The sequence below is a fragment of the Enterococcus sp. DIV0724b genome (genome assembly GCF_050531475.1).
GTDB lineage: Bacteria > Bacillota > Bacilli > Lactobacillales > Enterococcaceae > Enterococcus_L > Enterococcus_L haemoperoxidus.
In genome coordinates, this window is the sequence record NZ_CP172890.1 from 2,884,564 (window position 1) to 2,908,546 (window position 23,983).

At 37.6% G+C, this 23,983-nt stretch carries 22 protein-coding genes; 9 read left to right on the plus strand and 13 right to left on the minus strand.

The window, feature by feature from the left end; translation table 11 throughout:
* Positions 1-190: 190 nt before the first annotated feature.
* Genes IGJ02_RS13420 through opp1B form a run of 4 tightly spaced genes read right to left on the minus strand, consistent with a single transcriptional unit; the run spans position 191 to position 4,210 of the window.
* Complete coding sequence (locus IGJ02_RS13420; protein ID WP_430602348.1) at positions 191-1,150, minus strand: ABC transporter ATP-binding protein; 960 nt, start codon at positions 1,148-1,150, stop codon at positions 191-193.
* Positions 1,150-2,211 (minus strand): oligopeptide ABC transporter ATP-binding protein Opp1D, encoded by a 1,062-nt coding sequence (gene opp1D, locus IGJ02_RS13425; protein WP_010771135.1) that lies wholly within the window; start codon positions 2,209-2,211, stop codon positions 1,150-1,152. Before opp1D ends, IGJ02_RS13420 begins: the two co-directional genes overlap by 1 nt.
* A gap of 5 nt (positions 2,212-2,216) precedes the next feature.
* Positions 2,217-3,269, minus strand: coding sequence for an oligopeptide ABC transporter permease (opp3C, locus tag IGJ02_RS13430; RefSeq protein ID WP_010762690.1), 1,053 nt, complete (start codon positions 3,267-3,269; stop codon positions 2,217-2,219).
* On the minus strand, positions 3,269-4,210 hold the full coding sequence (opp1B, locus tag IGJ02_RS13435) for an oligopeptide ABC transporter permease Opp1B (protein WP_010762689.1): 942 nt from the start codon (positions 4,208-4,210) through the stop codon (positions 3,269-3,271). The genes opp3C and opp1B overlap by 1 nt, the downstream gene beginning before the upstream one ends.
* Before the next feature lie 81 nt (positions 4,211-4,291).
* Between opp1B and IGJ02_RS13440 the strand changes: the two genes are divergently transcribed.
* Positions 4,292-4,639, plus strand: coding sequence for a DUF3899 domain-containing protein (locus IGJ02_RS13440; RefSeq protein WP_430602349.1), 348 nt, complete (start codon positions 4,292-4,294; stop codon positions 4,637-4,639).
* Between the two features lie 77 nt (positions 4,640-4,716).
* Here the strand turns inward: IGJ02_RS13440 and IGJ02_RS13445 are convergent, their stop codons facing one another.
* On the minus strand, positions 4,717-6,393 hold the full coding sequence (locus IGJ02_RS13445; RefSeq protein WP_430602350.1) for a peptide ABC transporter substrate-binding protein: 1,677 nt from the start codon (positions 6,391-6,393) through the stop codon (positions 4,717-4,719).
* A 460-nt stretch (positions 6,394-6,853) separates the two neighbouring features.
* Here IGJ02_RS13445 and IGJ02_RS13450 point away from each other — a divergent pair, with 460 nt between their 5' ends.
* The 6 genes from IGJ02_RS13450 to fni all read left to right on the plus strand — a co-directional run bounded on the left by IGJ02_RS13450 (position 6,854) and on the right by fni (position 13,128).
* Positions 6,854-7,912, plus strand: a complete 1,059-nt coding sequence (locus tag IGJ02_RS13450; protein ID WP_430602351.1) for an FUSC family protein — start codon at positions 6,854-6,856, stop codon at positions 7,910-7,912.
* 43 nt (positions 7,913-7,955) lie between these two features.
* Positions 7,956-8,591 (plus strand): pentapeptide repeat-containing protein, encoded by a 636-nt coding sequence (locus tag IGJ02_RS13455; protein WP_010762685.1) that lies wholly within the window; start codon positions 7,956-7,958, stop codon positions 8,589-8,591.
* 470 nt (positions 8,592-9,061) lie between these two features.
* A complete protein-coding gene (gene mvk, locus IGJ02_RS13460) occupies positions 9,062-10,006 on the plus strand; it encodes a mevalonate kinase (protein WP_010762684.1) in 945 nt (314 codons plus the stop codon).
* Entirely contained in the window at positions 10,006-11,004 is a 999-nt protein-coding gene (mvaD, locus tag IGJ02_RS13465; RefSeq protein WP_430602352.1) for a diphosphomevalonate decarboxylase, read from the plus strand. The genes mvk and mvaD overlap by 1 nt, the downstream gene beginning before the upstream one ends.
* Complete coding sequence (locus tag IGJ02_RS13470) at positions 11,001-12,098, plus strand: phosphomevalonate kinase (protein ID WP_430602354.1); 1,098 nt, start codon at positions 11,001-11,003, stop codon at positions 12,096-12,098. Before mvaD ends, IGJ02_RS13470 begins: the two co-directional genes overlap by 4 nt.
* On the plus strand, positions 12,082-13,128 hold the full coding sequence (gene fni, locus IGJ02_RS13475; RefSeq protein ID WP_430602356.1) for a type 2 isopentenyl-diphosphate Delta-isomerase: 1,047 nt from the start codon (positions 12,082-12,084) through the stop codon (positions 13,126-13,128). Before IGJ02_RS13470 ends, fni begins: the two co-directional genes overlap by 17 nt.
* 80 nt (positions 13,129-13,208) lie before the next feature.
* Here fni and IGJ02_RS13480 read toward each other — a convergent pair whose 3' ends face one another.
* The 8 genes from IGJ02_RS13480 to IGJ02_RS13515 form a co-directional block, all read right to left on the minus strand.
* The gene (locus tag IGJ02_RS13480) at positions 13,209-14,069 is read right to left on the minus strand and encodes a VOC family protein (protein WP_010762680.1); all 861 of its coding nucleotides are present in this window, start codon (positions 14,067-14,069) and stop codon (positions 13,209-13,211) included.
* A gap of 114 nt (positions 14,070-14,183) precedes the next feature.
* A complete protein-coding gene (gene map / locus IGJ02_RS13485) occupies positions 14,184-14,948 on the minus strand; it encodes a type I methionyl aminopeptidase (RefSeq protein WP_430602358.1) in 765 nt (254 codons plus the stop codon).
* Positions 14,949-14,973: 25 nt separating this feature from the next.
* Entirely contained in the window at positions 14,974-15,411 is a 438-nt protein-coding gene (locus IGJ02_RS13490; protein ID WP_010762678.1) for a GNAT family N-acetyltransferase, read from the minus strand.
* A 94-nt stretch (positions 15,412-15,505) separates the two neighbouring features.
* Positions 15,506-18,103, minus strand: coding sequence for a bifunctional acetaldehyde-CoA/alcohol dehydrogenase (gene adhE / locus IGJ02_RS13495; protein WP_010762677.1), 2,598 nt, complete (start codon positions 18,101-18,103; stop codon positions 15,506-15,508).
* 189 nt (positions 18,104-18,292) lie between these two features.
* Positions 18,293-18,565 (minus strand): post-transcriptional regulator, encoded by a 273-nt coding sequence (locus IGJ02_RS13500; RefSeq protein WP_034682593.1) that lies wholly within the window; start codon positions 18,563-18,565, stop codon positions 18,293-18,295.
* Between the two features lie 91 nt (positions 18,566-18,656).
* Positions 18,657-19,025: a preprotein translocase subunit YajC gene (yajC, locus tag IGJ02_RS13505; RefSeq protein WP_010762676.1), complete on the minus strand. Its 369-nt coding sequence runs from the start codon at positions 19,023-19,025 to the stop codon at positions 18,657-18,659.
* A gap of 82 nt (positions 19,026-19,107) precedes the next feature.
* Positions 19,108-20,253 carry a tRNA guanosine(34) transglycosylase Tgt gene (gene tgt / locus IGJ02_RS13510; RefSeq protein WP_430602359.1) on the minus strand — a complete coding sequence of 382 codons (1,146 nt, stop codon included), beginning with the start codon at positions 20,251-20,253 and terminating at the stop codon, positions 19,108-19,110.
* A gap of 225 nt (positions 20,254-20,478) precedes the next feature.
* The gene (locus IGJ02_RS13515; RefSeq protein ID WP_430602361.1) at positions 20,479-21,567 is read right to left on the minus strand and encodes an iron-containing alcohol dehydrogenase family protein; all 1,089 of its coding nucleotides are present in this window, start codon (positions 21,565-21,567) and stop codon (positions 20,479-20,481) included.
* A 223-nt stretch (positions 21,568-21,790) separates the two neighbouring features.
* Between IGJ02_RS13515 and IGJ02_RS13520 the strand changes: the two genes are divergently transcribed.
* Together IGJ02_RS13520 and IGJ02_RS13525 are read left to right on the plus strand one after the other, a co-directional pair.
* Positions 21,791-23,254, plus strand: a complete 1,464-nt coding sequence (locus IGJ02_RS13520) for an ABC transporter substrate-binding protein/permease (protein WP_430602362.1) — start codon at positions 21,791-21,793, stop codon at positions 23,252-23,254.
* Positions 23,247-23,969 carry an amino acid ABC transporter ATP-binding protein gene (locus IGJ02_RS13525; RefSeq protein ID WP_430602363.1) on the plus strand — a complete coding sequence of 241 codons (723 nt, stop codon included), beginning with the start codon at positions 23,247-23,249 and terminating at the stop codon, positions 23,967-23,969. The genes IGJ02_RS13520 and IGJ02_RS13525 overlap by 8 nt, the downstream gene beginning before the upstream one ends.
* Positions 23,970-23,983: the final 14 nt, after the last annotated feature.

A 23,983-nucleotide genomic window follows, 5' to 3' on the forward strand; every position in this document is an offset into this window, starting at 1 on the left:
AAAAATAGGTAAATCTAACTGAGGTGCTTTTTGCCTCATTTAGATTTTATCTTTTTTCCGAAAGGCTAGCCCGTAAAACTATTACAAAATGATTATGTCACAAAGAAAAATGATTCATTCATCTTAGGTTTAAAAATTCTAGCTAAGAAAAATAGGTCTCTTCTTAGCTAGTCTTTCTTTTGCCAAACGACTATTCGTGATTCGCTCTGGCTTTTTTCTCTTCAATTTTTTTACGGTACACATCAACTTCATCTTCTGAACAATACACATAATGCTCAGGTGTGATTTCTCTTAGTTTACGTTCTTTATTGTCTTCTGCTTGCGGTTTATAAACAATACGTTTGCGTGTACGTTCATAATCAGGATCTGGTAATGGAATAGCTGATAATAAGCTTTCAGTGTATGGATGTACACCAAAGTTATACACATCATCACTTGACCCCATCTCCAATAATCTACCACTATGCATAACACCAATACGGTCACTGATGTGTTTTACCATTGATAAATCATGGGCAATAAACAAATAAGTCAGACCGGCTTCTTTTTGTAAGTCTTGCAATAAATTGACTACTTGCGCTTGAATCGATACATCTAAAGCTGAAATCGGCTCATCACAGATAATGAAGCGCGGATCAACTGCCAAAGCTCTTGCAATCCCGATACGTTGACGTTGACCACCTGAAAATTCATGTGGATAACGCGTTCCGTGACTCGGATCAAGTCCAACGACTTTTAGTAATTCATTGACCTTAGATTCACGCTCAGCGGCATCTTTTGCTAAATGATTAATGTCGATTCCTTCAGCAATAATATCGTTGACTTTCATTCTCGGATTCAATGAAGCGTATGGATCTTGGAAGATCATTTGAACTTCACGACGGAATGCCTGCATCCCAGATTTTGAACGAATTTTACTGATATCGTCACCATTGAAAATGATTTCGCCACCAGTTGGATCATATAAACGAATTACACTACGACCAGTTGTAGATTTACCACTACCAGATTCTCCAACTAATCCAAATGTTTCACCTTCATAGATATGGAAACTGATATCGTCAACAGCTCTAACTTCGTCAGGACGTCCAACGTTAAAATATTGTTTTAGCCCTTTAACATCTAAAAGTACTTTTCTTTTTTCACTCATTATTTAACGCCTCCTGCAGTCGTATTATGGCGTTCAGCATAAATCGCCCAACGTCTTACAATTTCAGCTGGAGGGGTGATTTTTGGTGCTTGTGGTGCTAATAACCACGTTGCAGCTTTATGAGTTGGTGATACTTCAAAATACGGTGGTGCTTCTTCTGCGTCGATCTTCATTGCAAACTCGTTACGCGGATAAAAAGCATCTCCTTTTGGAGGATCTAATAAATCGGGAGGTGAACCTGGAATCGCATATAGCTTATCTTCCGTTCCTTCCATTGTCGGCATTGAGCCAAGTAGTCCCCATGTATATGGATGTTGCGGATTGTAGAAAATCTCTTCTGATGTTCCTACTTCCACTAAACGTCCGCCATACATAACGGCTACACGATCAGCCACGTTTGCTACTACACCTAAATCATGGGTGATAAAGATAATCGATGTGCTGATTTTTTGTTGTAAGTCTTTTAATAATTCTAAAATTTGCGCTTGGATCGTAACATCCAAAGCTGTTGTCGGCTCATCTGCAATTAAAACTTCTGGGTAACAAATCAACGCAATCGCAATGACGATACGTTGACGTTGTCCGCCAGAAAATTGGTGAGGGTAGTTTTTCAAACGTTTTTCAGCGTTTGGAATCCCTACTAATTTTAATAATTCTAATGCTTGATCTAGCCCTTCTTTTTTCGACACTTTATTGTGTTTGATCAACGATTCAGCAACTTGTTTGCCAATCGGCATTGTTGGGTCCAATGAGGTCATTGGATCTTGGAAAATCATTGCAATTTCTTTCCCACGAATGGTTTGCATTTGTTTTTCCGTTTTGTGTACGATATCTTCACCTTTAAACAGAATTTCTCCATTGTCAATGTTTGCATTGCTGCTCAATAATCGCATGATACTTCTAGTAGTCACTGATTTACCACTACCAGACTCTCCTACGATCGCAAGAGTTTCCCCTTTGAACAATTCAAAGCTCACACCACGAATAGCATTTACTTTTCCAGCAAACGTATCAAAAGAAATCTGTAAGTCTTTTACTTCTAATACTTTTTCCATAGTCATTCACTCTACTCTTTCATCTTAGGATCGAAGGCATCACGTAGTCCGTCAGCTAATAAGTTGAAACAAATCATTACGACTGACAGTGTTACGGCAGGAATCCACATCAAATATGGAAGGAAACGGAACGTTTTATATCCTTCATTTAATAATGTTCCAAGAGAAGCGGTCGGCGGTCTTAATCCTAAACCGATGAAACTTAGAAACGCTTCGAAGAAAATGGCCGACGGGATACTGAACATCATTTGAACGATGATCACGCTTGAGATATTCGGCAAAATATGTTTTACGGCAATCTTCAAACGAGATTCACCTAATGTTTGGGCAGCTAAAACGAACTCTTGATCTTTTAATTTCAAGGTCTGCGCCCGAACGATTCTGGCCATTGAAATCCAGTTAGTAATAACCATCGCTAAAACGATCGATAAAATACCTGGATCAAAAACTGTCAGCATCAAGATCATGACAACAAGGTTAGGGATTCCAGAAAGAACTTCTAAAATACGTTGCATCACTGTGTCGACACGTCCACCTAATAGTCCTGAAATCAAACCATATGTTACACCAATCGTAATATCAAGTAAAGCTGCGATAAATGCGATCAATAATGAGATACGTGTTCCCATGAATAAACGGCTCAATACATCACGGCCTAAGCCATCTGTTCCAAGATAGAAATTCACGTTATCAGGAACGTTCGCTTGAGCGTACTTATCTACCATTTTACCAGCAACATTGGCTGTACCGTTAAACCCATTGATACTATCTAAAAACGGAATACGCGGTGGTAAATTGATGTACGCTACATTTTGTTGTGTTGGGTCATGTGGTGACACCCAAATTGTTATAATTGAAATAAAGATGATGATTCCTAAAAGAATCAAGGAAATCACAGCAGCTTTATTCTTTTTCAAACGACGCCAAGAATCTTGTAAAAAGCTTAGTGACGGCGTTGCAATTCGTTCACGTTCCTTGGTTGTTGATGTATCCAAAGGCTGGAAGTCATTTGCAGGTATGTTTTTGATTTTTTCTGGGACATTATTTAAGTCAACTGTTTCCATTAACCTTTGGCACCTCCTGAAACACGAATTCTTGGATCGATCAATCCATAAAGTAAATCAACGATCAAGATTACGAATACTAACAAAGCAGAATATAAAATCGTTACGGCCATAATTGTTGGGTAGTCATTTGTCATGATTGATTTTACGAACTGTTCCCCAATACCTGGGATCGCAAAAATATTTTCAACAACTAAAGATCCTGTCATCAAACCAACGGCTAATGGGCCGAGTAATGTAATCAAAGGAATCAAACTGTTTCTAAGTCCGTGTCTCACGGCAACTTGCCAGCGGCTTAAGCCTTTGGCGCGAGCCAACTCTACATAATCACTATGTAAAACTTCGACCATCTCCGTTCGTATAAACCTGGCGGAATCGGCCATTGGACTCATTGCCAGAGCAATCGTTGGGAGAATCGTGTAAGCAAATCCATTCCACATTGCGATTGGCAACACTTTTAATTTCATGGCAAAGATATATTGCAGTAGTACCGCAAAGACGAAGTTAGGAATCGAACGCCCTAAAATTGCCATTAACGTCGCTACTGTATCCACCCATGTGTTTTGGCGCATTGCGGCAATGATCCCTAGTAAAATACCGACTAGCGTACCAAAGATGATGGCTTGTGCGCCTAATTGGACAGAAGGCCCAATACGACCTGCCAAAAGTTTTGCTACTGGTTGGTTTTTAAATTGGAATGAAATACCAAAGTCACCAACTAGAAGATTTTTTAAGTAAATTCCATATTGAACGATCACTGGTTTATCTAAACCAGATTGCTTGTTCAGCATAGCGATTGTTTCTGGACTAAGTTTTTCTTGGTTGGTATAAGGAGTACCTGGTAATAATTGCATTAAGAAAAACGTAATCGTTGCGATCAGCCACAATGTGATGATCATGAAGAAGACCCGTTTAAGAAAATATTTTCCAAAACTGTTCAAGAATGACACCTCCGAGATTATTTTGACTTCATCAGTATTTTTCGATAAAGTAAGGATAGAAAATTAAGTAAGGATGAGCACATGAAAAATTTAAAATGGCCCTTGATTACCTCAGCGGTCTCAAGCATCGGTATTTTTACTTACCTATTGATAAAACAGTCACTGACTATCCGTTCTGTATCTGATACCTTCTTCATCGTTTCATTATTCTTTCTGATTATCGGCTTAGCCATGTGGATTATGTCCTCAGGATTTTTTGATAATTTCCAACGTTTTATGAAAATGCATTTTCGTTTTAGAAAGAAAAATGAACCGAAAGAATTCATTCCATTTTCAGAAATTGGCAAAGCACATCAGCTTTACTGGCTTGAAACTGGAGGTATTTTACTGATTGTCTCTATTGTTTCTTTATTATTTTACTTTTTATGAGCAAAGATAGCAAGAGGACCGTTGCCTTTTTATTCAAAGAGGGCAAAGGTCCTTTTACTATTGAAAACTATTTCAGACTATTCTGAAATATAAGTCCATTTGTAATCGTATTGCGCACCTGCTGGATGGAAACCAACATCTTTCACTTTTTCAGCACGTAAGTGCGCTTCAGCTTTTTGGTAAAGAGGAATCACACCCATGTCGCCCATGATTATTTTCTCTGCATCTACTAAGTTATCCCAACGTTTTTCAGGATCATTAGCATTTGTAGTTGACGCAGCTTTTAATGCTTTGTCGTATTCAGGATTGCTGTAATGTCCACGGTTATATGGAACACCTGTTTGGAATAGATCTAAGAAACTACTTGGATCTACGTAGTCAGCTCCCCAACCACCGATAACTGCTTTAAAGTCACCTTTATTAGAACGGTCTAAACGAACAGCAAATGGTACTGGACTTACGGTTACTTTTGTTCCTTCTAAAGTATCTTGGATCGCACCTTGGATATATTCTACTGTTTTCTTAGATGAATCTGCATCAGAAGATAAGATATCGATATCTAATGTTTTGATACCCAATTCTTTCTTCGCTTTTTCCCAATGTTCTTTTGCTTTTTCTTTATCATAAGCAATTTTATCATCAGCCGCTTTTGTGAAGTCTTCTTTTCCATCTGGAGATTTAGACATATCTGCTGGAACTAACCCTTTAGGTTCTACTGATCCATCACCTAAGATTTGTTCAACTAACGATTTACGGTCGATTGAATAAGAAATAGCTTTTCTTAAGTTCTCATTTCTATATGGTGAATTTTCGTCGATTTGATTTAATTCCATGTATTGAGTCGATGCTTCTTTTTGGATCACAAGAGCTGGATCATTGGCTGCTTGTTGCGCTAACTCACCAGTTAATGTTACATCATCTGCTTGTCCATCTTGGAATAAGTTATATGAAGTTGGTGCTTCTTTCACAACATTCGTTTTTACTTCATCCAATTTTACAGAATCTGCATCCCAATATTCTTTGTTTTTCTTATATGACCATTCAGTATCCGTTCCTGCTCCATCAAAGCCATCTAAGACAAACGGGCCGTTGTAAACTGAGTTATCGCTATTTGCTGCGTATTCTTTGCCATATTTTTCCACGATGTCTTTTCTTTGTGGGAAGAATGACGGGAACGCTAATAGGTAATCAAAATAAGGCGTTGCTTTTTCTAATGTAACTTCTAATTCATAATCACCTGTCGCTTTGATTCCAAGTTCCGCTTTGTCTTTCTTACCGGCTGCGATATCCGCACCATTTTTTACAGATTCATAAAGGTAGGCATATTCTGAAGCCGTCGCTGGATCAACTGTACGTTGCCATCCATAGACATAGTCTTCTGCTTTTACGGGTTTTCCGTCTGACCATTTAGATTTTTCGTTTAGCTTGATTTTATACGTAACGCCATCATCGCTGACTTCAGCTTTTTCAGCTGCTCCAGCAGGTTCTGGTTTATTATCTAGATTCAAACGATAGATTCCTTCATATACATTGTTTAAAGCAGTGAAGCTGATAACATCTGTCGCTACTGATAAGTCGGCACTTGGCATTTCTTGTAAAACATTGACACGGAATATTTGCTCTCCGCTTGGTTTTCCATCGGCTGCTTTTGAGCTGCCTGTATCGTCTGTATTTCCACCGCCGTTACCGCACGCTGCGAGTGTTAAACTAAATAAAGTGATGAATCCAAAAGCAAATGACTTCTTTAACTTCATTCTTTTTTCCTCCCTAAAAGACCCTAAGTATTTTCTGAAAAATCAGAATTTAATAATTATTTACTGTACTGAGATATAGTTTACAATTTTTAAATTAAAAAATCAAGAATAATCTTATTTTTTTTTAATACTTACATCATTAAATTGTACCTTCATTAGAAGCAATTTCTTAGAAATGGTCATAACAAGCGGTACGTGCTCGTTTAGCTTTGACAGAAAAGTAGGAGAATGGCACTTTTGCCACAATCAAGCTTTCTCTTTTTTTTTCGAAAGGTTAGCTCGTAAAACCAGATTAGATAAAAAGCGATTGTTTTCTTATAAAAAAGTATGTTAGATTAGTAATGGAAGAAACAGACCGTACTGCTAGTAAGCCATCTTTTTTTTCGCTTTGGCGTATCTAGTTACCAACTAATTTTAAATATATTTTCCGTGTTTCATAACAATAGTAAGGAGTGATCAGATGCATCGTTCATCATTTTTCAAAGAATTAACTACATTCCACAAACCTCAAAAAGCACCTTTTCGCTTGATTGGTGCCGGTATCTGTATGGCCGTACCGCTATTTATTGGCTATTTCTCAAATAATTTATTGATTGGAAGTTTCGGCTCACTTGGGATTTTTACTTTTCTCTACTATCAAACTCTTCCATTAAATGAACTGCTGATTCGTTTAAGTTCCGTTGGTGGATTTTTACTTTTTGGAAACCTGATTGGTGTCTTGAGTACTCATATTCCTTGGGTTATTCCAATCGCTATAGCGTTGATTTCCTTTTTTGCCAGAATTATTTTTAGGTTGTATAGAATTGCAAAGCCTGGGGCTTTTTTTATTGTCATGGTCACCGCTATGGATAGTGGGACTAAAATTCCTTTGGAAAAAGTTCCAATCATGATGAGTTATGTTTTATTAGGTGTTTTAACCTCTCTTGTGGTGGCCGTCATCTTATACTTTGTTGAAGGTGAAGTCGTTGAACCAGAAAAAAAAGTTTCCTTACAAGAGCGACTTTATACAGATCCTGCGGCACTTTTAGATGCTTTACATTATGCAGCTATTTTATTTTTAGCAACCTACATCAGTCAGTCTTTACATCTAACGAATGCTTATTGGATGATCGTTTCGTGTGCTGCAGTTTTACAAGGGGATAATTTACGAGCAGTCATGCATCGAAATATTCAGAGAATCTTAGGGACAATGATTGGACTGTTGATTGCAGCTCTTTTATTGAGTATTTCTTTTACTTCTCTAGAAACAATTTTTCTGATTTGCTTTTTCTTTTTGACTGTAGAATTTTTTATCAAAAGAAATTATACGATTGCAAATTTTTTTACTACGCCAATGTCATTACTACTTGCTAACCTAGCTCGTCATCAATATTTAGTCAGTTTACTGAATTATCGTTTGATTGGGATCGTTTTAGGCAGTCTTTTAGGCCTTCTAGGGGCGTATGTGTTAACAACCTGCTTAAAATTTTATAATCGTGCGTATCAATTAAATGAAAATTTAGATAAAGAAACAGAATAGTTTTGCCTCATTCATCAATCACACTTATTTGGAGGGTTTATTTATGAAAATCAAAAAGCCTGTTGCACCGTTATTACCTAAACTAACTGAAACTGATTTTATTTCTCTAGATGATGAAGTTATTATTGAAGGCTTATCTGTCAAAGAGCAAGATCTAAGTTATCAAGATGTCCGCAATTTAGTTTTTAGGGAATGTCAGTTTGAAAAATTGACTATGAATCGAAATCATTTAGAGCGATTTGAGTGTAGCAATGTGATTTTTGATCATTGTGACCTATCAAATACAGAGTGGATTGGCGCTAGCTTTCATCAAGTCCATTTTCGTCAATGTAAATTAACTGGAACAAATTTTGCGGAAAGTTATTTACGAGATTGCTTATTTGAAGATTGTTTAGCAGACTATACTTCTTTCAGCGCTACAAATCAAAAAGTCGTTCAATTTAAACAAACCAGTTTGAACGATACAGAATTTGTTGAAGTCACTTGGAACAATCTATTATTAGATAATTGTTCATTGACTGGAAGTAACTGGTTCCATACAAAATTGGCTGGTCTTGATTTAACAAAAAGTACCTTTGAAAAAATTGCTTTTTCACAAGAATTACTCAAAGGATTAAACGTAACACAAGAACAGGCAATTACGATTGCTGCGGGTTTGGGCTTAATTATTGAAGAATAATTAAGCAGAAAAATCGGAGCTAAATTCCAGCTATTTTCCTTCGCTCTTTCTTTTTTTGCTTGTAGATATTAATGAGAAGTTAATTTTTTCCTTAAATAGAATCTAAAAATTTTATTTCATAAGCTTTTTTGGTAAACTAATGTAGCTTGAGAGTAATTCTCATTCAATAATAGGATTTTACAATGGACGATACTCTTAGGAATGGTGGCACATTTTTGCCAATTCTGTTTACTTCGATCATCGTTTCAATTATTACTTATATATCGCTATGAACTATACACATTACATGAGGCACTATTAGCTTTTGCATATATCTAGGGCTAATGACTATTTTAGGCGTTTTGCTGGTATGAATCGTTTATGGTACTCTTAATAAATGGACTGAATTTTTGGCGTTCATTTTATGATTCTTTATGCAGCAACTTAGATCATCACACACTTGATATTTAAACAAAGGACTGTTTATTAAAATGAATAAAGAAAAAATTGGTCATGGGCAAGCCTCTGGAAAGATTATACTGATGGGTGAGCATTCTGTCGTTTACGGCGAACCTGCAATTGCCATCCCATTTCAGGAAACCTTCATTTCAACAAAGGTTGAACCTGACAGTACCATGATACTGGATTGTCATTATTATTCAGGAGCACTTTCAGAAGTTCCGCCACAATTAAAAAGTGTTAAAGAAGTCATCAATCAAGCCTTGATTGAACTTCACCAGAAAAATATGACGTTTAAAATCACCATCACTAGTACAATTCCAGCAGAGCGTGGTATGGGGTCAAGCGCTGCTGTTGCTGTTTCTATCGTTCGTGCTTTATTTGATTATTTTGAGGTTCCTTGTTCACCAGAAACACTGCTCCATTTAGTCAATCGAGCTGAAAAAATTGCTCACGGTAATCCTAGTGGTATTGATGCAGCTGCAACTAGTGGAAACGAACCGTTATTTTTCATAAAAAATCATCCATTAGAATCATTCCCAATGAATGTTTCCAATGCTTTTTTGATCGTTGCTGACACTGGAATCAAAGGACAAACGAGAGCTGCCGTCAGCGATGTAGCTCATCTTTTTGAGCAAAATAAAAAAGAAATCTCACAACATATTACTGAATTAGGTCGGTTGACTAAACTTGCGAAACAAGCTATTTCTAAAGACGATGTTCATACATTAGGAAACGTAATGAATCAGGCACACGATCAGCTTAAATCACTTACTGTCAGCAATGACCAATTAGATCAGTTAGTTATAACTGCCAGAGAACATGGCGCAATAGGCGCAAAATTAACAGGTGGCGGCCGCGGCGGCTGTATGATTGCTTTAGCAGAATCTAAAGAACAAGCAGTAAAAATTGCTGCTGCACTAAAGTCTGCTGGAGCTTTTGCCACTTGGATTCAATCATTAGGAGTGAAAAAATAATGTATGTTGGAAAAGCAAGAGCTTATACAAATATTGCGTTGATCAAATATTGGGGAAAAAAAGATGAACGCTTGATATTGCCTATGAATAGCAGTCTTTCTTTAACATTGGATGCTTTTTATACTGAAACTAGTGTCTATTTCGATAAATCATTAACAGAAGATCTCTTCGTTTTAGATGGAAAAAAACAAGATTCTAAGCAAACAGCAAAAATTTCTAAATTCTTAGATCTCATTCGCCAACAGCAAAATCTATCATTATTTGCAAGAGTCGACAGTCAAAACTTTGTCCCGACTGCAGCTGGTTTAGCTTCTTCCGCTAGCGGTTTAGCGGCTCTCGCTGGTGCTTGTAGTGAAGCATTAGATTTGCAGTTAACTGAGACAGAACTATCTCGTTTAGCTAGACGTGGTTCTGGATCTGCCTGCCGCAGTATTTTTGGTGGATTTGCTGAATGGCAAAAAGGCGACTCTGATCAAACCTCATTTGCAAAATCTATTCCTTCTGAGGGCTGGGAAAACGAGTTAGCGATGTTATTCGTTTTAGTTGATGATGGAGTGAAAGATATTTCCAGCCGTGATGGTATGAAACGAACCGTTGAAACATCAAGTTTTTACTCTGGTTGGTTAGAAAATGTCGAAGCAGATTTAGCAACAGCCAAAGAAGCAATTAAGGAAAAAGACTTTAACAAATTAGGGGAAGTCGCTGAAGCAAATGGTTTGCGCATGCATGGTACTACCTTAGCTGCCGTACCACCGTTTACTTACTGGTCACCAGAAAGTCTTAACGTTATGCAGTTAGTCCGTTCAGCCAGACAAGCCGGTCTACCTTGCTACTTTACAATGGATGCTGGACCGAATGTTAAAATTTTAGTAGAAAAGAAAAATCTGACTGCTTTAAAGAACTTTTTAGCAGAATATTTGCCTGAGCAAAAGCTGATTACGGCTTTTGCAGGACCCGGAATTGAAGCAATTCCTATAGAAAGGTCGGAAGATTTATGATAGAAGTTTCCACACCTGGTAAGTTATTTATTGCTGGAGAATATGCCGTTGTTGAACCAGGACATCCAGCAATCATCGTTGCAGTGGATCAATTTGTAACGGTCACGCTTGAATCAGCTGAAAATGTCGGTAGTATTCAGTCTGCCCAATACAGTTCATTACCTGTACGTTGGACAAGAAGAAATAACGAACTCGTTTTAGATATTCGGGAAAATCCCTTTCACTATGTATTGGCAGCAATTCGCTTAACTGAAAAATATGCGCAAGAACAACATAAAGAGTTGTCTTTCTATCACTTAAAAGTCACTAGTGAATTAGACAATTCAAACGGACGAAAATATGGCTTAGGCTCCAGTGGTGCTGTAACTGTTGCAACTGTAAAAGCGTTGGGTCTTTTTTACGGCTTAGAGTTAACTGAAGAAGAAATATTCAAACTTTCCGCACTAGCTCATTTAGAGGTTCAAGGAAATGGCTCTTGCGGAGATATCGCAGCAAGCTGTTATGGCGGTTGGATCGCCTTTTCAACTTTCGATCATCAGTGGGTTAATGATCAGGCTCAAAAACAAACACTGACTGCATTACTTCAAGCAGCATGGCCAAAATTAATGATCAAAACACTGACAGTTCCAAAAAAACTACGGCTGCTGATTGGCTGGACGGGAAGTCCTGCTTCTACATCTGATTTAGTCGATCAAGTCAACCAATCAAAAGAAGTCCAAGAAACAGCCTATCAGCAATTTTTAGATGAAAGTAAATCGTGTGTCGAAACGATGATCACAGGCTTTCAGACAGAAAATATCACATTGATCCAAACACAAATCCGGAAAAACCGGCAATTACTCCAACAACTAACATCGATCACAGGTGTTATGATCGAAACTCCTGCCCTAAAAAAATTATGTAATTTAGCACAAACTTGTGGTGGTGCAGCGAAATCATCTGGCGCAGGTGGCGGCGATTGCGGCATTGTCTTATTTAAACAAAAATCTGGTATCTTACCTTTAATGAGCTCTTGGGAAAAAGAAGGCATCACGCCTTTACCATTACATGTATATTTTTACGGAAAGCAGGAAAAAGATGAATCGAAAAGATGAACATATCTCTTTGGCAAAAGCCTTTCACAAAGATAAAACCAATGACTTCGACCAAATCCGTTTTGTTCATCATTCATTTTCCGAAGTAGCAATGGATGACGTTGATATTTCAACATCTTTTCTTGATTTTTCTTTCAAACAGCCGTTTTATATCAATGCTATGACCGGCGGTAGTGATCGTGCGAAAGAAATCAATCAGCAATTAGGCATCATAGCTAGAGAAACGGGTATCATGGTGGCAACAGGATCTGTTAACGCTGCTTTGAAAAATCCTGACGTAGCAGAAACTTACCAAATCATGCGCAAAGAAAATCCTGAAGGCGTGATTTTCGCGAATATCGGCGCTGGACTTTCTTTAGAAGCAGCCAAAAGAGCTGTCGAACTTTTTCATGCTGATGGACTCCAAATTCATGTGAATGTTCCTCAAGAACTGGTAATGCCAGAAGGAGATCGTGATTTTCATGGTTGGCTAGATACTATTGAAGATATTGCGTCTCAACTGTCTGTTCCAGTTGTTGTCAAAGAAGTTGGTTTTGGCATGAGTAGTGAGACGATTGAACAATTAGTTCAGCGCGGTGTCAAAGCAGTTGATGTGAGTGGCCAAGGCGGAACAAGTTTTACCCAAATTGAAAATGCACGGCGTAAGAAACGAGAGCTTGGCTTTTTAACTGATTGGGGGCAATCAACGGTCCTCTCACTCTTGGAAGCGGCGAATTGGCATCGTGACCTTGACGTTTTAGCCTCTGGTGGCGTTCGGCAATCACTAGATATTGTCAAAGCACTGAGTTTAGGTGCTAAAAGTGTTGGTATAGCTGGAACTATCTTAAATCAGCTAATGACACATGGTCTTGATGAAACGATTGCACTTGTTCAGCAATGGGAAGATGAACTTAAAATGTTGTATACATTACTAGGAAAGAAAAACACAGCTGAGCTTACAACAACTGATATTATTTTTTCTCCTGAAATCATTCATTGGTGCGAAAGTCGTGGGATTGCATATCAACCGTTTGCAAAGAGAAGTAAATAAAGAGCGCTAAACAAAACTAAAGATTAGTTTTGTTTAGCGCTCTTTATCCGAATAAACGGCGAGAAAAAAGCATTTTTATCTTATCCCTTGTACGCTTCTCTCAGTGCAGCTATGTCAATGCGTTTCATTTTATACAATTCCTGCATCACACGATAGGCTCTATCAGGGTCAGAGTGATCAAATAATTCTTCCATATCCGATGTAACAGTTTGCCAACAGACACCATATTCATCTTCCATCCAACCACAAGGCCATTCTTTCCCTTGAGCCGTGACTTCTTCCCATAAACGATCGATTTCAGCCTGATCTTTACAATAGACATAAAATGAAGTCGCCATCGTAAATGTAAACCCATGTGCCTCACCACTATCCATTACCCTAAACGGCTGTCCATGCATCGTAAACAAAGCTTGCGCTACAGTACCATCTGGATTTTTTTGGACATATTCGACACTACCATCACCGAAAATCTCGATCCATTGGTTCATCGCCTCTTCTGCCTTTCCAAACTGTTCTCCGGTAAATAAAAAGCTTGGTACAATAGACTGCGGCTTTTCAGCTAACACCAGCTGCCATGAAACACCATACTGATCTTTTAGCCAACCGTATTTCTTACTGAAAGGATAAGCCCCAAATTCCATCAATACTTCACCATTATGACTTAGTGTCTCCCATAAACGATTGATTTGCGCTTCTGTCTCACATTCTACGAAAAATGAAATTGCAGGAGTAAAATTAAATTCAGGTCCACCATTTAGCAAAATAACTTCTTGTCCTGCAAGTGTCAACGAGATTGTTAGAACAGATCCTTTAGGTTGATGTTCACTGTCTACATAGTAATCAACCTTATTGATTTTACTCTGTTCAAATGCGTTCACATAAAACTCAGCTGCTTCTTCTACTTTTCCATCAAACCATAAACACGGAGAAAATTTAGACATATTCAATCATCCTTTCTTGAATAAAATAAATCTAATACTTTAATCCCATTATATACACCAAATGATTTATTTGAAAAAGCAATGCTCCTTATTATTATTGAACAATATCTTACTCTAGTAACTGCCTTCTTCTCCTTGAGAAGTTAAAATCACTGGCCCATCTTTCGTAATCGCTAAACTATGTTCATATTGGCAACTTAAGCTACCATCTCTTGTCTTAGCAGTCCAGCCATTTGGTTCCATTTCCATCTGCCACAAACCAGCATTGACCATCGGTTCTATCGTTATTGTCATGCCCTCTTTTAGTCGCAACCCCTTACCTGGTTCTCCATAATGAGCGAAAAAGGGTTCTTCGTGAATGGTTGGACCAATGCCGTGCGCTATAAAATCACGAACAACGCTGTAGCCTTCTGACTCCACATACGTTTGAATCGCATGACCAATATCGCCAACACGATTACCAACTTTAGCTTGTTCAATACCTAAATATAAAGCTTTTTTAGTGACTTCCATTAAATGTTTTGTTTCATCTGTGGCGCTTCCCACTGAGTAAGACCAACAAGAATCTGAAATAGCACCATTTAAATCAATACACATATCGACTTTTATCAAGTCGCCATCTTTTAATACTTTTTTCCTTGGAAAACCATGGCAAATTTCATCATTGATACTGCAACATGTTGCATACTTATACTCTTCAAATCCAATTTGAGCAGCCACACCGCCATGACTTTCAATATAATTACGAACGAATACTTCTATATCCCAACTTGTAATCCCTGGCTTGATAAATGTTCGTAATTGTTTGTGCACATCTGCTAATAATGCACCTGATTCTGCCATCTTCTCTACTTCTCTTTTTGATTTTAATGTAATCATTTGTTTCCTCTTTTCTTGATTCAATTTATTTTGATTGAAATAATTTTCTGAAATTCACTTGCTTCTTCACTTTTTCATAGCCTTGATGCTCATAAAATTTATGGGCTTTAGTTCGCTCTACTCCTGAATTTAGGCGAATACCTTGTGCACTATTTTCTTTTGCCCATTGTTCTGCGTGATTCAATAGTGATTTGCCTATTCCTTTTCCGTGCATATCTTCTCCCACCACAAGTGCCATGACATTCATCAATCTTGGTCCATAAGTGCAGACATATTCACTGAGTTGGATATACCCAACTACTTTTCCTGCTATTTCTTTTACAAATAATTTATTGACTGGTGATGAAAGTAGATAGCTCAACTGTTCTTTGGCATCTTCTAATGGATATTCATGATTTAATGGATACGTATTTAGTTGATTGATTGCTTCGATATCTTCTAGTTTTGCTTCTCTAATTGTCATTATCTATCCCTCCGCTTTTGATCTCTCTCATTATACTCCTTTTCATAAAAAAAGAAGAGTAACTTTTTTTAGCTACTCTTCTCACTTTATTCAATTAGCCATTGTAGGCATCAATGATGATTTGTTTCAATTCACTGATCAATGGTTCTTTTGGATTTGCTGTTGTACATTGATCTTCGTATGCTAATTCAGCCATGTGATCAACTGTTGAATCAAGAATTTCTTGTGTCACACCTTGTGCTTTCAAGTTCATGTCGATTCCAACAGATACACCTAAATCGTAAACAGCTGTTGCTAATGCATCCACTAATTCTGCTGTATTTTTTCCTTTAAGACCTAAGAATTTCGCGATATCAGCGTAATCTGTATCTGCACGGAAGTAATCATATTTAGGGAACATTGCATGTTTTGAAGGATCTTTGGCATTATAACGGATAATGTGCGGTAATAAAATCGCATTTGTACGTCCGTGAGGAATCCCATATTCTCCACCAATTTTATGCGCTACTGAGTGACAAATTCCTAAGAATGCGTTGGCAAAAGCCATACCAGCCATTGTTGATGCATTATGCATTTTTTCACGACTTTCAGCATCTGGACGTTTCACTGAGTTTTCTAAGTGTTCAAAAACTAATTTAATTGCTTGTAAACTTAATCCACGAGTGTAATCAGACGCCATTACTGAAACATAAGACTCGATTGCATGTGTCAATACATCCATACCAGTATCAGCCGTTACAGAAGCTGGAACTGACATCACAAATTGAGGATCGATGATCGCAACATCTGGTGTCAAAGCGTAATCAGCTAACGGGTATTTTACGTGCGTATCACTATCTGTAATAACTGCAAATGGTGTTACTTCTGATCCAGTACCTGATGTTGTTGGGATACATACAAATTGTGTTTTAACAGCTTTCTCAATTTTGTACGTACGTTTACGGATATCTAAGAATTTTTGTTTCGCACCAAAGAATTCTGTATCTGGGTGTTCGTAGAACATCCACATGCCTTTTGCCGCATCCATTGCAGATCCGCCACCTAAAGCAATGATTGTATCTGGTTCAAAATCAACCATGACTTTTGTTCCAGCATACACTGTGTTTGTAGATGGATTTGGTTCTACGGCTGAGAATACTTCGATTTGAACGTCGTTTTTACGTTTTTGTAATTCTTTACGAACTGTATCCGCATAGCCGAATTGAACCATTCCTGGATCACAAACAATCATGACACGTTCAACATTTTCCATTTTTTGTAGATATTGTAATGAATTTTTTTCAAAGAAAATTTTTGGCGGTAATTTAAACCATTGCATATTATTTCTCCGTTTCGCTACAGTTTTGACATTGATCAAGTTAACAGCAGATACGTTTTTAGAGACTGAGTTTTTACCGTAAGATCCGCAACCTAATGTTAATGAAGGAATCATTTCGTTATAGATATTCCCGATTCCGCCTTCAGCAGATGGAGAATTTACTAAGATACGGCAAGCTTTCATACGCAAACCAAATTTCACTTGTAGGTCTTCATCTTCTGTATGAATCACTGCTGTATGGCCTAAACCACCTAATTCAAGCATTGCTTCACATAAATCAAAGGCGTGATCTGTATTTTTCGCTTTCATCATCGCTAAAACTGGTGATAATTTTTCACGAGAAAGTGGGTATTCCGCTCCTGCTCCTTCAAGTTCAGCAATTAGAATTTTTGTGCCTTTTGGTACTTTGATACCAGCTAGTTCTGCGATATGTTCAGCAGAGTACCCAACGATTGCTGGATTTACTGCATATTTTCCTTCGTTCATCACAGCATCTTCAAGTTTTTGTAATTCGTTTGGTTTAACGAAGTATACTTGGTGTGCTTCAAATTCAGCTTTTACAGCCGCATAAACTTCTTTATCTACGATCACAGCTTGTTCAGAAGCACAAATCATGCCGTTATCAAATGATTTAGACACGATCAAGTCGTTTACTGCACGTTTGATTTTAGCTGTTTTTTCAATATATGAAGGAACATTACCTGGTCCAACACCTAACGCTGGTTTACCAGTTGAATAGGCTGATTTAACCATAGCACTACCACCAGTAGCTAAAACAATGGCAATACCAGGATGATTCATCAAACCTGAAGTTGCTTCTAAAGAAGGTTGTTCGATCCATTGTACACAGTTTTCTGGAGCACCTGCTTTAATGGCTGCATCACGAACGATACGAGCAGCTTCAGCAGAACATTTTTGTGCACTTGGGTGGAAAGCGAATACGATTGGATTACGTGTTTTGATTGAAATCAACGCTTTAAAAATGGTTGTTGATGTTGGATTCGTTGTTGGTGTAACACCACAAACCACCCCAACTGGTTCAGCGATTTCGATTAAGCCTGTTTGGTCGTCTTTATTGATAACACCAACCGTTTTATCATGCTTGATGCTGTTCCAAATATATTCAGAAGCGTACATATTTTTGATTGCTTTATCTTCGTAAATTCCACGGCCAGTTTCTTCTACAGCCATTTTTGCTAAAGGCATATGTTGGTCTAATGCTGCCATTGCCATTTGGTGCACAATGTGGTCAACTTTTTCTTGATCGAAGTCTTCCATTTCTTTTAAAGCAATATTTGCTTTTCTTGCCAACTCGTCGATCATTGCTGATACATCAGTCGTTTTGGTATCTTCTTTCTTCATTGTTTTAGCCATTGTGATCCTCCTAGAAAAATAAGTTAGTTATTTTTTGTTTGTTAACTATTTCACATACACATCATACAACATTATTTTTTTCTTGTAAATAGTTTTATTGTGATTTTTTTCACATTTATCGTTTTTTTATTCATCTTTTTCAAGTAAGCGCTTCTTATTATACAAAAAGAAAAAAGAACCTATTCTGTATTAGAATAGATCCGTTAAGTCATGCCAATCTTTAATCGTTAAACTGCTTGTTTGCGCAATCAATTGCTGATAATCAAAAAATTCATTTGGCTCAATATGTAAAATGTCTTCACGACAAGCTTTGATCGATGATGGAGCGTTCTTTTTCCAACGATAAGAAACGAGATAGTTCATCAATTCTGTTTCGTTGACTGAAGAATAACCAAGTTGCTGAAAAGATCGGCATTTGAGTTTTAACTCTTTTTTCAATAAGAACTTTTGGTGCCAGGACAGCTTTTCGATGGTTCTCCCCTTCTTTCCAAAAAATAATCTATGTCTATTTGCCTAGTTGCGTTAGAAAGAAAAAATTCCAGCAAGCTGGAATTTATTCTTTCGTTTCGTTGTTTTCAGAAGTTGTTGTTACAGTTGGCTCTTCAACAATTGTTTCTTCTGTTTCAACAACTGTTACGTCACTGTCATTTGTAACAACAGTACCTGGTTTGACAGTTTTGATTGCAGCACGATCAAATTCAAGGATGATTCCTTCACAATCGATCAATACTGTTCTTTTTTCGCTATCGATTTCAGAGATCACACCGTGTAATCCGCCGATCGTTACAACTTCATCGCCCACTTTCATTGCATCCAAAAGTGTTTGACGTTCATTTTGTTGTTTCTTTTGCGAACGAGTCATAAAAAACATCATTCCTGCTAAAAGAATTAATGGTAAAATAAACGAAAGTCCTCCGCCCATTATCTATTCACCTCTCTATCCTATAATCACTAGTTTACTGTAACAAAATTTCATGTACAACACTAGTCTTTTGATCAATTTTTTAGAAACTTTTTGGATTCTCTTTGTTAAACCCATATTCTTCAAAAAAGGCTTGTCTAAATTCTAACAAATTATCATCCATGATTGCTTGACGAACTTGTTTCATAAGGTTCAATAAGAAATAAAGATTATGATAAGACGTTAAACGAATACCAAATGTTTCATCTGCTTTGATCAAATGACGAATATACGCTCGAGTATAGTTTTTACAAGTATAGCAATCACATTTCTCATCCAACGGACGGAAATCTCTTGCATACTGTGCATTTTTAACAACCAGACGACCTTTAGAAGTCATACAAGTACCATTTCTAGCAATTCGAGTCGGCAAGACACAATCAAACATATCGATCCCACGAATCACACCATCGATCAATGAATCTGCTGTTCCCACACCCATTAGGTATCTCGGTTTATTATCAGGTATTAAAGGAGTAGTAAAATCTAACACGCGGTTCATTTCAGCTTTTGGTTCACCTACAGATAAACCACCAATGGAATATCCCGGAAAGTCCATACTGATCAAATCTTTCGCACTTTGACGACGTAAATCTTCAAATCCTGCCCCTTGGATAATACCAAACAAGCCTTGACGATCTGGATTAGCGTGCGCTCTCAACCCGCGTTCTGCCCAACGTGACGTGCGCTCAATTGATTTTTTCACGTAATCATAGCTTTCATCAAACGGCGGACACTCATCAAAACTCATCATAATATCAGAGCCTAGATTATTTTGAATATTGATTGCTTTCTCTGGAGAAAGGAATAACTTAGACCCATTTAAATGGTGTCTAAAATGAACCCCTTCTTCTGTGATTTTACGCATATCACTTAATGAGAATACTTGAAAACCACCAGAATCTGTTAAGATTGGTTGATCCCAATTCATAAATTTATGTAAGCCGCCTGCTTCTGCAATCAAATCATCTCCGGGACGTAGCCATAAATGATAAGTATTGCTCAAAATCACTCCTGCGCCCATCTCTTTCAAATCTTCTGGTGACATTGTTTTTACTGTCGCTAACGTTCCTACAGGCATAAACATCGGTGTTGGAAACGTACCGTGAGGCGTGATGATTTCACCTAAACGGGCACCTGTATGTTTTTCTTTCTTTATTAAACGATAACGAATGGCTGGTTCTGTCATTCATTCTCCTACTTTCTTTTGTAAATTTACACTTTCCTCATCATACTTTTTTTTATTCGTATTTGCAAGGTTTTACGGGCTTTCTTTAGGATATCCTTAGATAAATGAAACGCCGCTCTTCGCTCGCCAAGTATTGTGCCCCTTCAGCTCTGCAAGCAGTTACTGTGATTTACAATAAAAGGAGCTTAGATAAAAATTCATCTAGCTCCAGTGTTTCAACTACTCTTATTTATCGCTCATCGCTGTTTCAAGCTTCATCATAGCTCTTTTCACAATTTCAGGCGTAATCTTTTCTTTCATATAATGAATCGTTTCATGCGGCTGGGCAGCGCGCTCAGCAACACGCTGATAATCATCCTCTGATAAACTCATATTCATCTCTTTTAAAGAAATTGGTAAATCAAGGCTGTGATAAAACGGAATTAGTTGCTCGATTTCAGCCCACTTATTTTCAATCACTAACTGGACAAAAACACCGTAAGCCACTTTATTACCATGTAACTGTTGATGGCTCTCTTGCAAAATAGTTAATGCATCATGAATCGAGTGAGCGCCAGACGTTCGTCCATAATCATCACCGAATCCGCCAACCATTCCGCCGAGTAGAATATTCGTTTCGACAACATTTAAAAAGGCTTGATTGATTTCTTTGCTTTCCATAGCAGCAAGTGCTTCTTGACTGTCAGAAAGCAAGACATCTCGGCATTTTTTGGCTGCAAAAGCAGCTACTTGGATTTCGATGGGTTGTACTTCTAATTGCGAAATCATTGCATCTGCTTCGTACCATTTAGCTAAAGTATCACCAATCCCTGCAATCATCAATGCAATGGGTGAATCCAAAATAACTTTAGGCTCAATTAAAACCAAGGCATTGCTTTGTGCAAAGACATCATAGCGATCCATAGCACCATCAGTCTTATAGATTACGCTAAGCGGTGTGTAAGCCGCACAGGTTGCCGCTAATGTGGGTAAAATGAAAATCGGTGTGTTACATTGGTTTGCCACCGCTTTACCTAAATCTGCAATTTTTCCACCTCCGACAGCAATGATTCCTTCTGACTGCTCTTGCTCAAACCTTTGCTTTAAAGCTAGCGTCTGCTCGTCCGTGCATTCTCCACCATAATAAACAAAGTGTGCATCTATATTCACTAATGTAGGAAAGTAAGATTTAGCTGCTTCCCATGAATCTTTCCCATGTAAAACCATTACCCGTTTGATTTTTCTTCTATTTAAGTGTTCTTCTAAATCATCCCACGCACCCACTCGGCATTCATATTCTTGCGGTGCTCCTCTTACTATCAATGATTGATTCATTTGTCTCGACCTTTCATTTTTTACTAATTTTTATACAAAAGCGAAAATTTTAAATTCTTTGATAAAATTCACTTTTCCTTTCCCTTAAACTATGATATGATAAAACACATCCAAAAACAATAAATTTTTATACATTTATACACGTTTTTTAGAATATTTATTGAAAAACTAGACAGTTATACTTACTCAACTGTTATCACTCTATCATAAAGGAGAAGAACAAATGAAATTATGTAAAAAAACCTTAGCACTTATTATCCCTATATTGCTGGTACTACTCACTTTTATCCCCATAACCACAGCAATTGCGGAAGAGCCTGATCCAGTCTATGACAGCATTATGAAACGTGGTGAACTGATTGTTGGTTTGTCTGCTGATTATGCACCATATGAATTTCACGCAGATGTAGATGGCAAAGATCAGGTCGTTGGATTCGATATCTCGATCGCGCAAAAAATCGCAGATGATCTTGGGGTCAAATTAAAAATTGAAGAACTGGGTTTTGATGCATTATTAGGTGCATTGAAAACAGGTAAAATCGATTTAATCATTTCAGGTATGGCACCAACTCCTGAACGTCTTCAAGAAGTTAATTTCTCAACACCTTACATGACCGTTCAACAAAAAGTAGTTGTTAGAAAAGATGACAAAGATACATTCAAATCAACAAAAGATTTCGATGGTGTAAAAGTCGGCGTCCAAAAACAAACCACACAAGAAGAGTTGGCAAAGACAGAATTAGTTGGTTCGATTCCAACATCTTTACAAAAAGTACCCGACATCATCATGAACTTAAAAAATAAAAAAGTTAATGCTGCAGTTCTAGAAGGTCCGGTTGCTGAAGCTTATGTTGAACGCGATAAAGAGTTGACATTTGCTGACGTTACATTTGAACAGGGCCAAAAAAATGCCGCTGTTGCCATTCCCAAAAATGCACCTGTTTTAGAACAAAAGGTCAATGCTTCGATCAAAACGATCAATGATAATAACTTACTTGATGGTTATAAAAAAGAAGCTGGTAAATTAATGTTTACTGATGATGAAAGTTTCCTTGGAAAATACGGTAAATTCTATATTAGTGGTGCTGGTTATACAATTTTCTTAGCCTTTATGGGTGTATTATTCGGTGCTATCTTGGGTGGTTTATTAGCCTTAATGAAGTTATCTAAATCTAAAATTTTACGTGGAATCGCAATTTGCTACATTGAGTATGTTCGTGGAACACCATTACTAGTACAAATCTTTATCGTTTATTTTGGTACAGGAGTGTTAGGTCTTGATTTATCCAAAATAGCTGCTGGTTGTATCGCTCTTGCCTTAAATAGTGGGGCTTATGTTGCTGAAATCGTTCGTGCTGGAATCAACGCCGTTAATAAAGGTCAGTTAGAAGCCGCTCGTTCTCTTGGTATGAATCAACCGCAAGCAATGCGTTACATCATTTTACCGCAAGCAATCAAAAATATCTTACCTGCTTTAGGAAACGAGTTTGTAACTGTAATCAAAGAATCTTCTGTCGTTTCGGTAATCGGGGTTTCAGAGTTGATTTTCCAAGCCGGTAATGTTCAAGGCGCAAGCTTTAAACCATTCTTACCATACCTTGTAGTATCATTGATTTACTTTGTTTTAACCTTTACCATTTCACGCCTGTTAGGTGTTGCTGAAAGGAGAATGAGCACTAGTGATTAATATTAAAAATTTACACAAAACCTTTGGAAAAAATGAAGTCTTAAAAGGCATAGACCTAGATGTAAACGCTGGTGAAGTTGTCGTGATCATCGGCCCTTCTGGTAGCGGAAAAAGTACCTTTTTACGTTGTTTAAACTTATTAGAACAACCAACAGATGGAACGATTGAATTTGAAGGAAAAAATTTATTAGACAAAGATACCGATATCGACGCCCTTCGTCAAAAAATGGGTATGGTATTTCAAAACTTCAATCTATTTCCTCATAAAACAGTTTTAGATAACTTAACGATCAGCCCAATCAAGGTCAAAAAAGAAACAACAGATGCAGCGAAAGAAAAGGCTTTTGCCTTATTAGAACAAGTTGGCTTGAAAGATAAAGCTACTAGCTACCCTTCCAGCTTATCTGGCGGACAACAACAACGGGTAGCAATTGCCCGTGCGCTAGCAATGAATCCTGACGTGATGCTTTTCGATGAACCGACGTCTGCACTAGATCCAGAAATGGTTGGTGAAGTGTTAGCTGTTATGAAAGCATTAGCTGTTGAAGGAATGACAATGGTTGTCGTAACCCATGAAATGGGCTTTGCACGTGAAGTTGCCGACCGTGTGATTTTCATGGATGCTGGAATCATTCAAGAAGAAGGGACACCAGAAGAAATTTTTGGACAACCGAAAAATCCTAGAACTCAAGATTTTTTAAGAAAAGTGTTGTAAAAACTAAAAGAGGG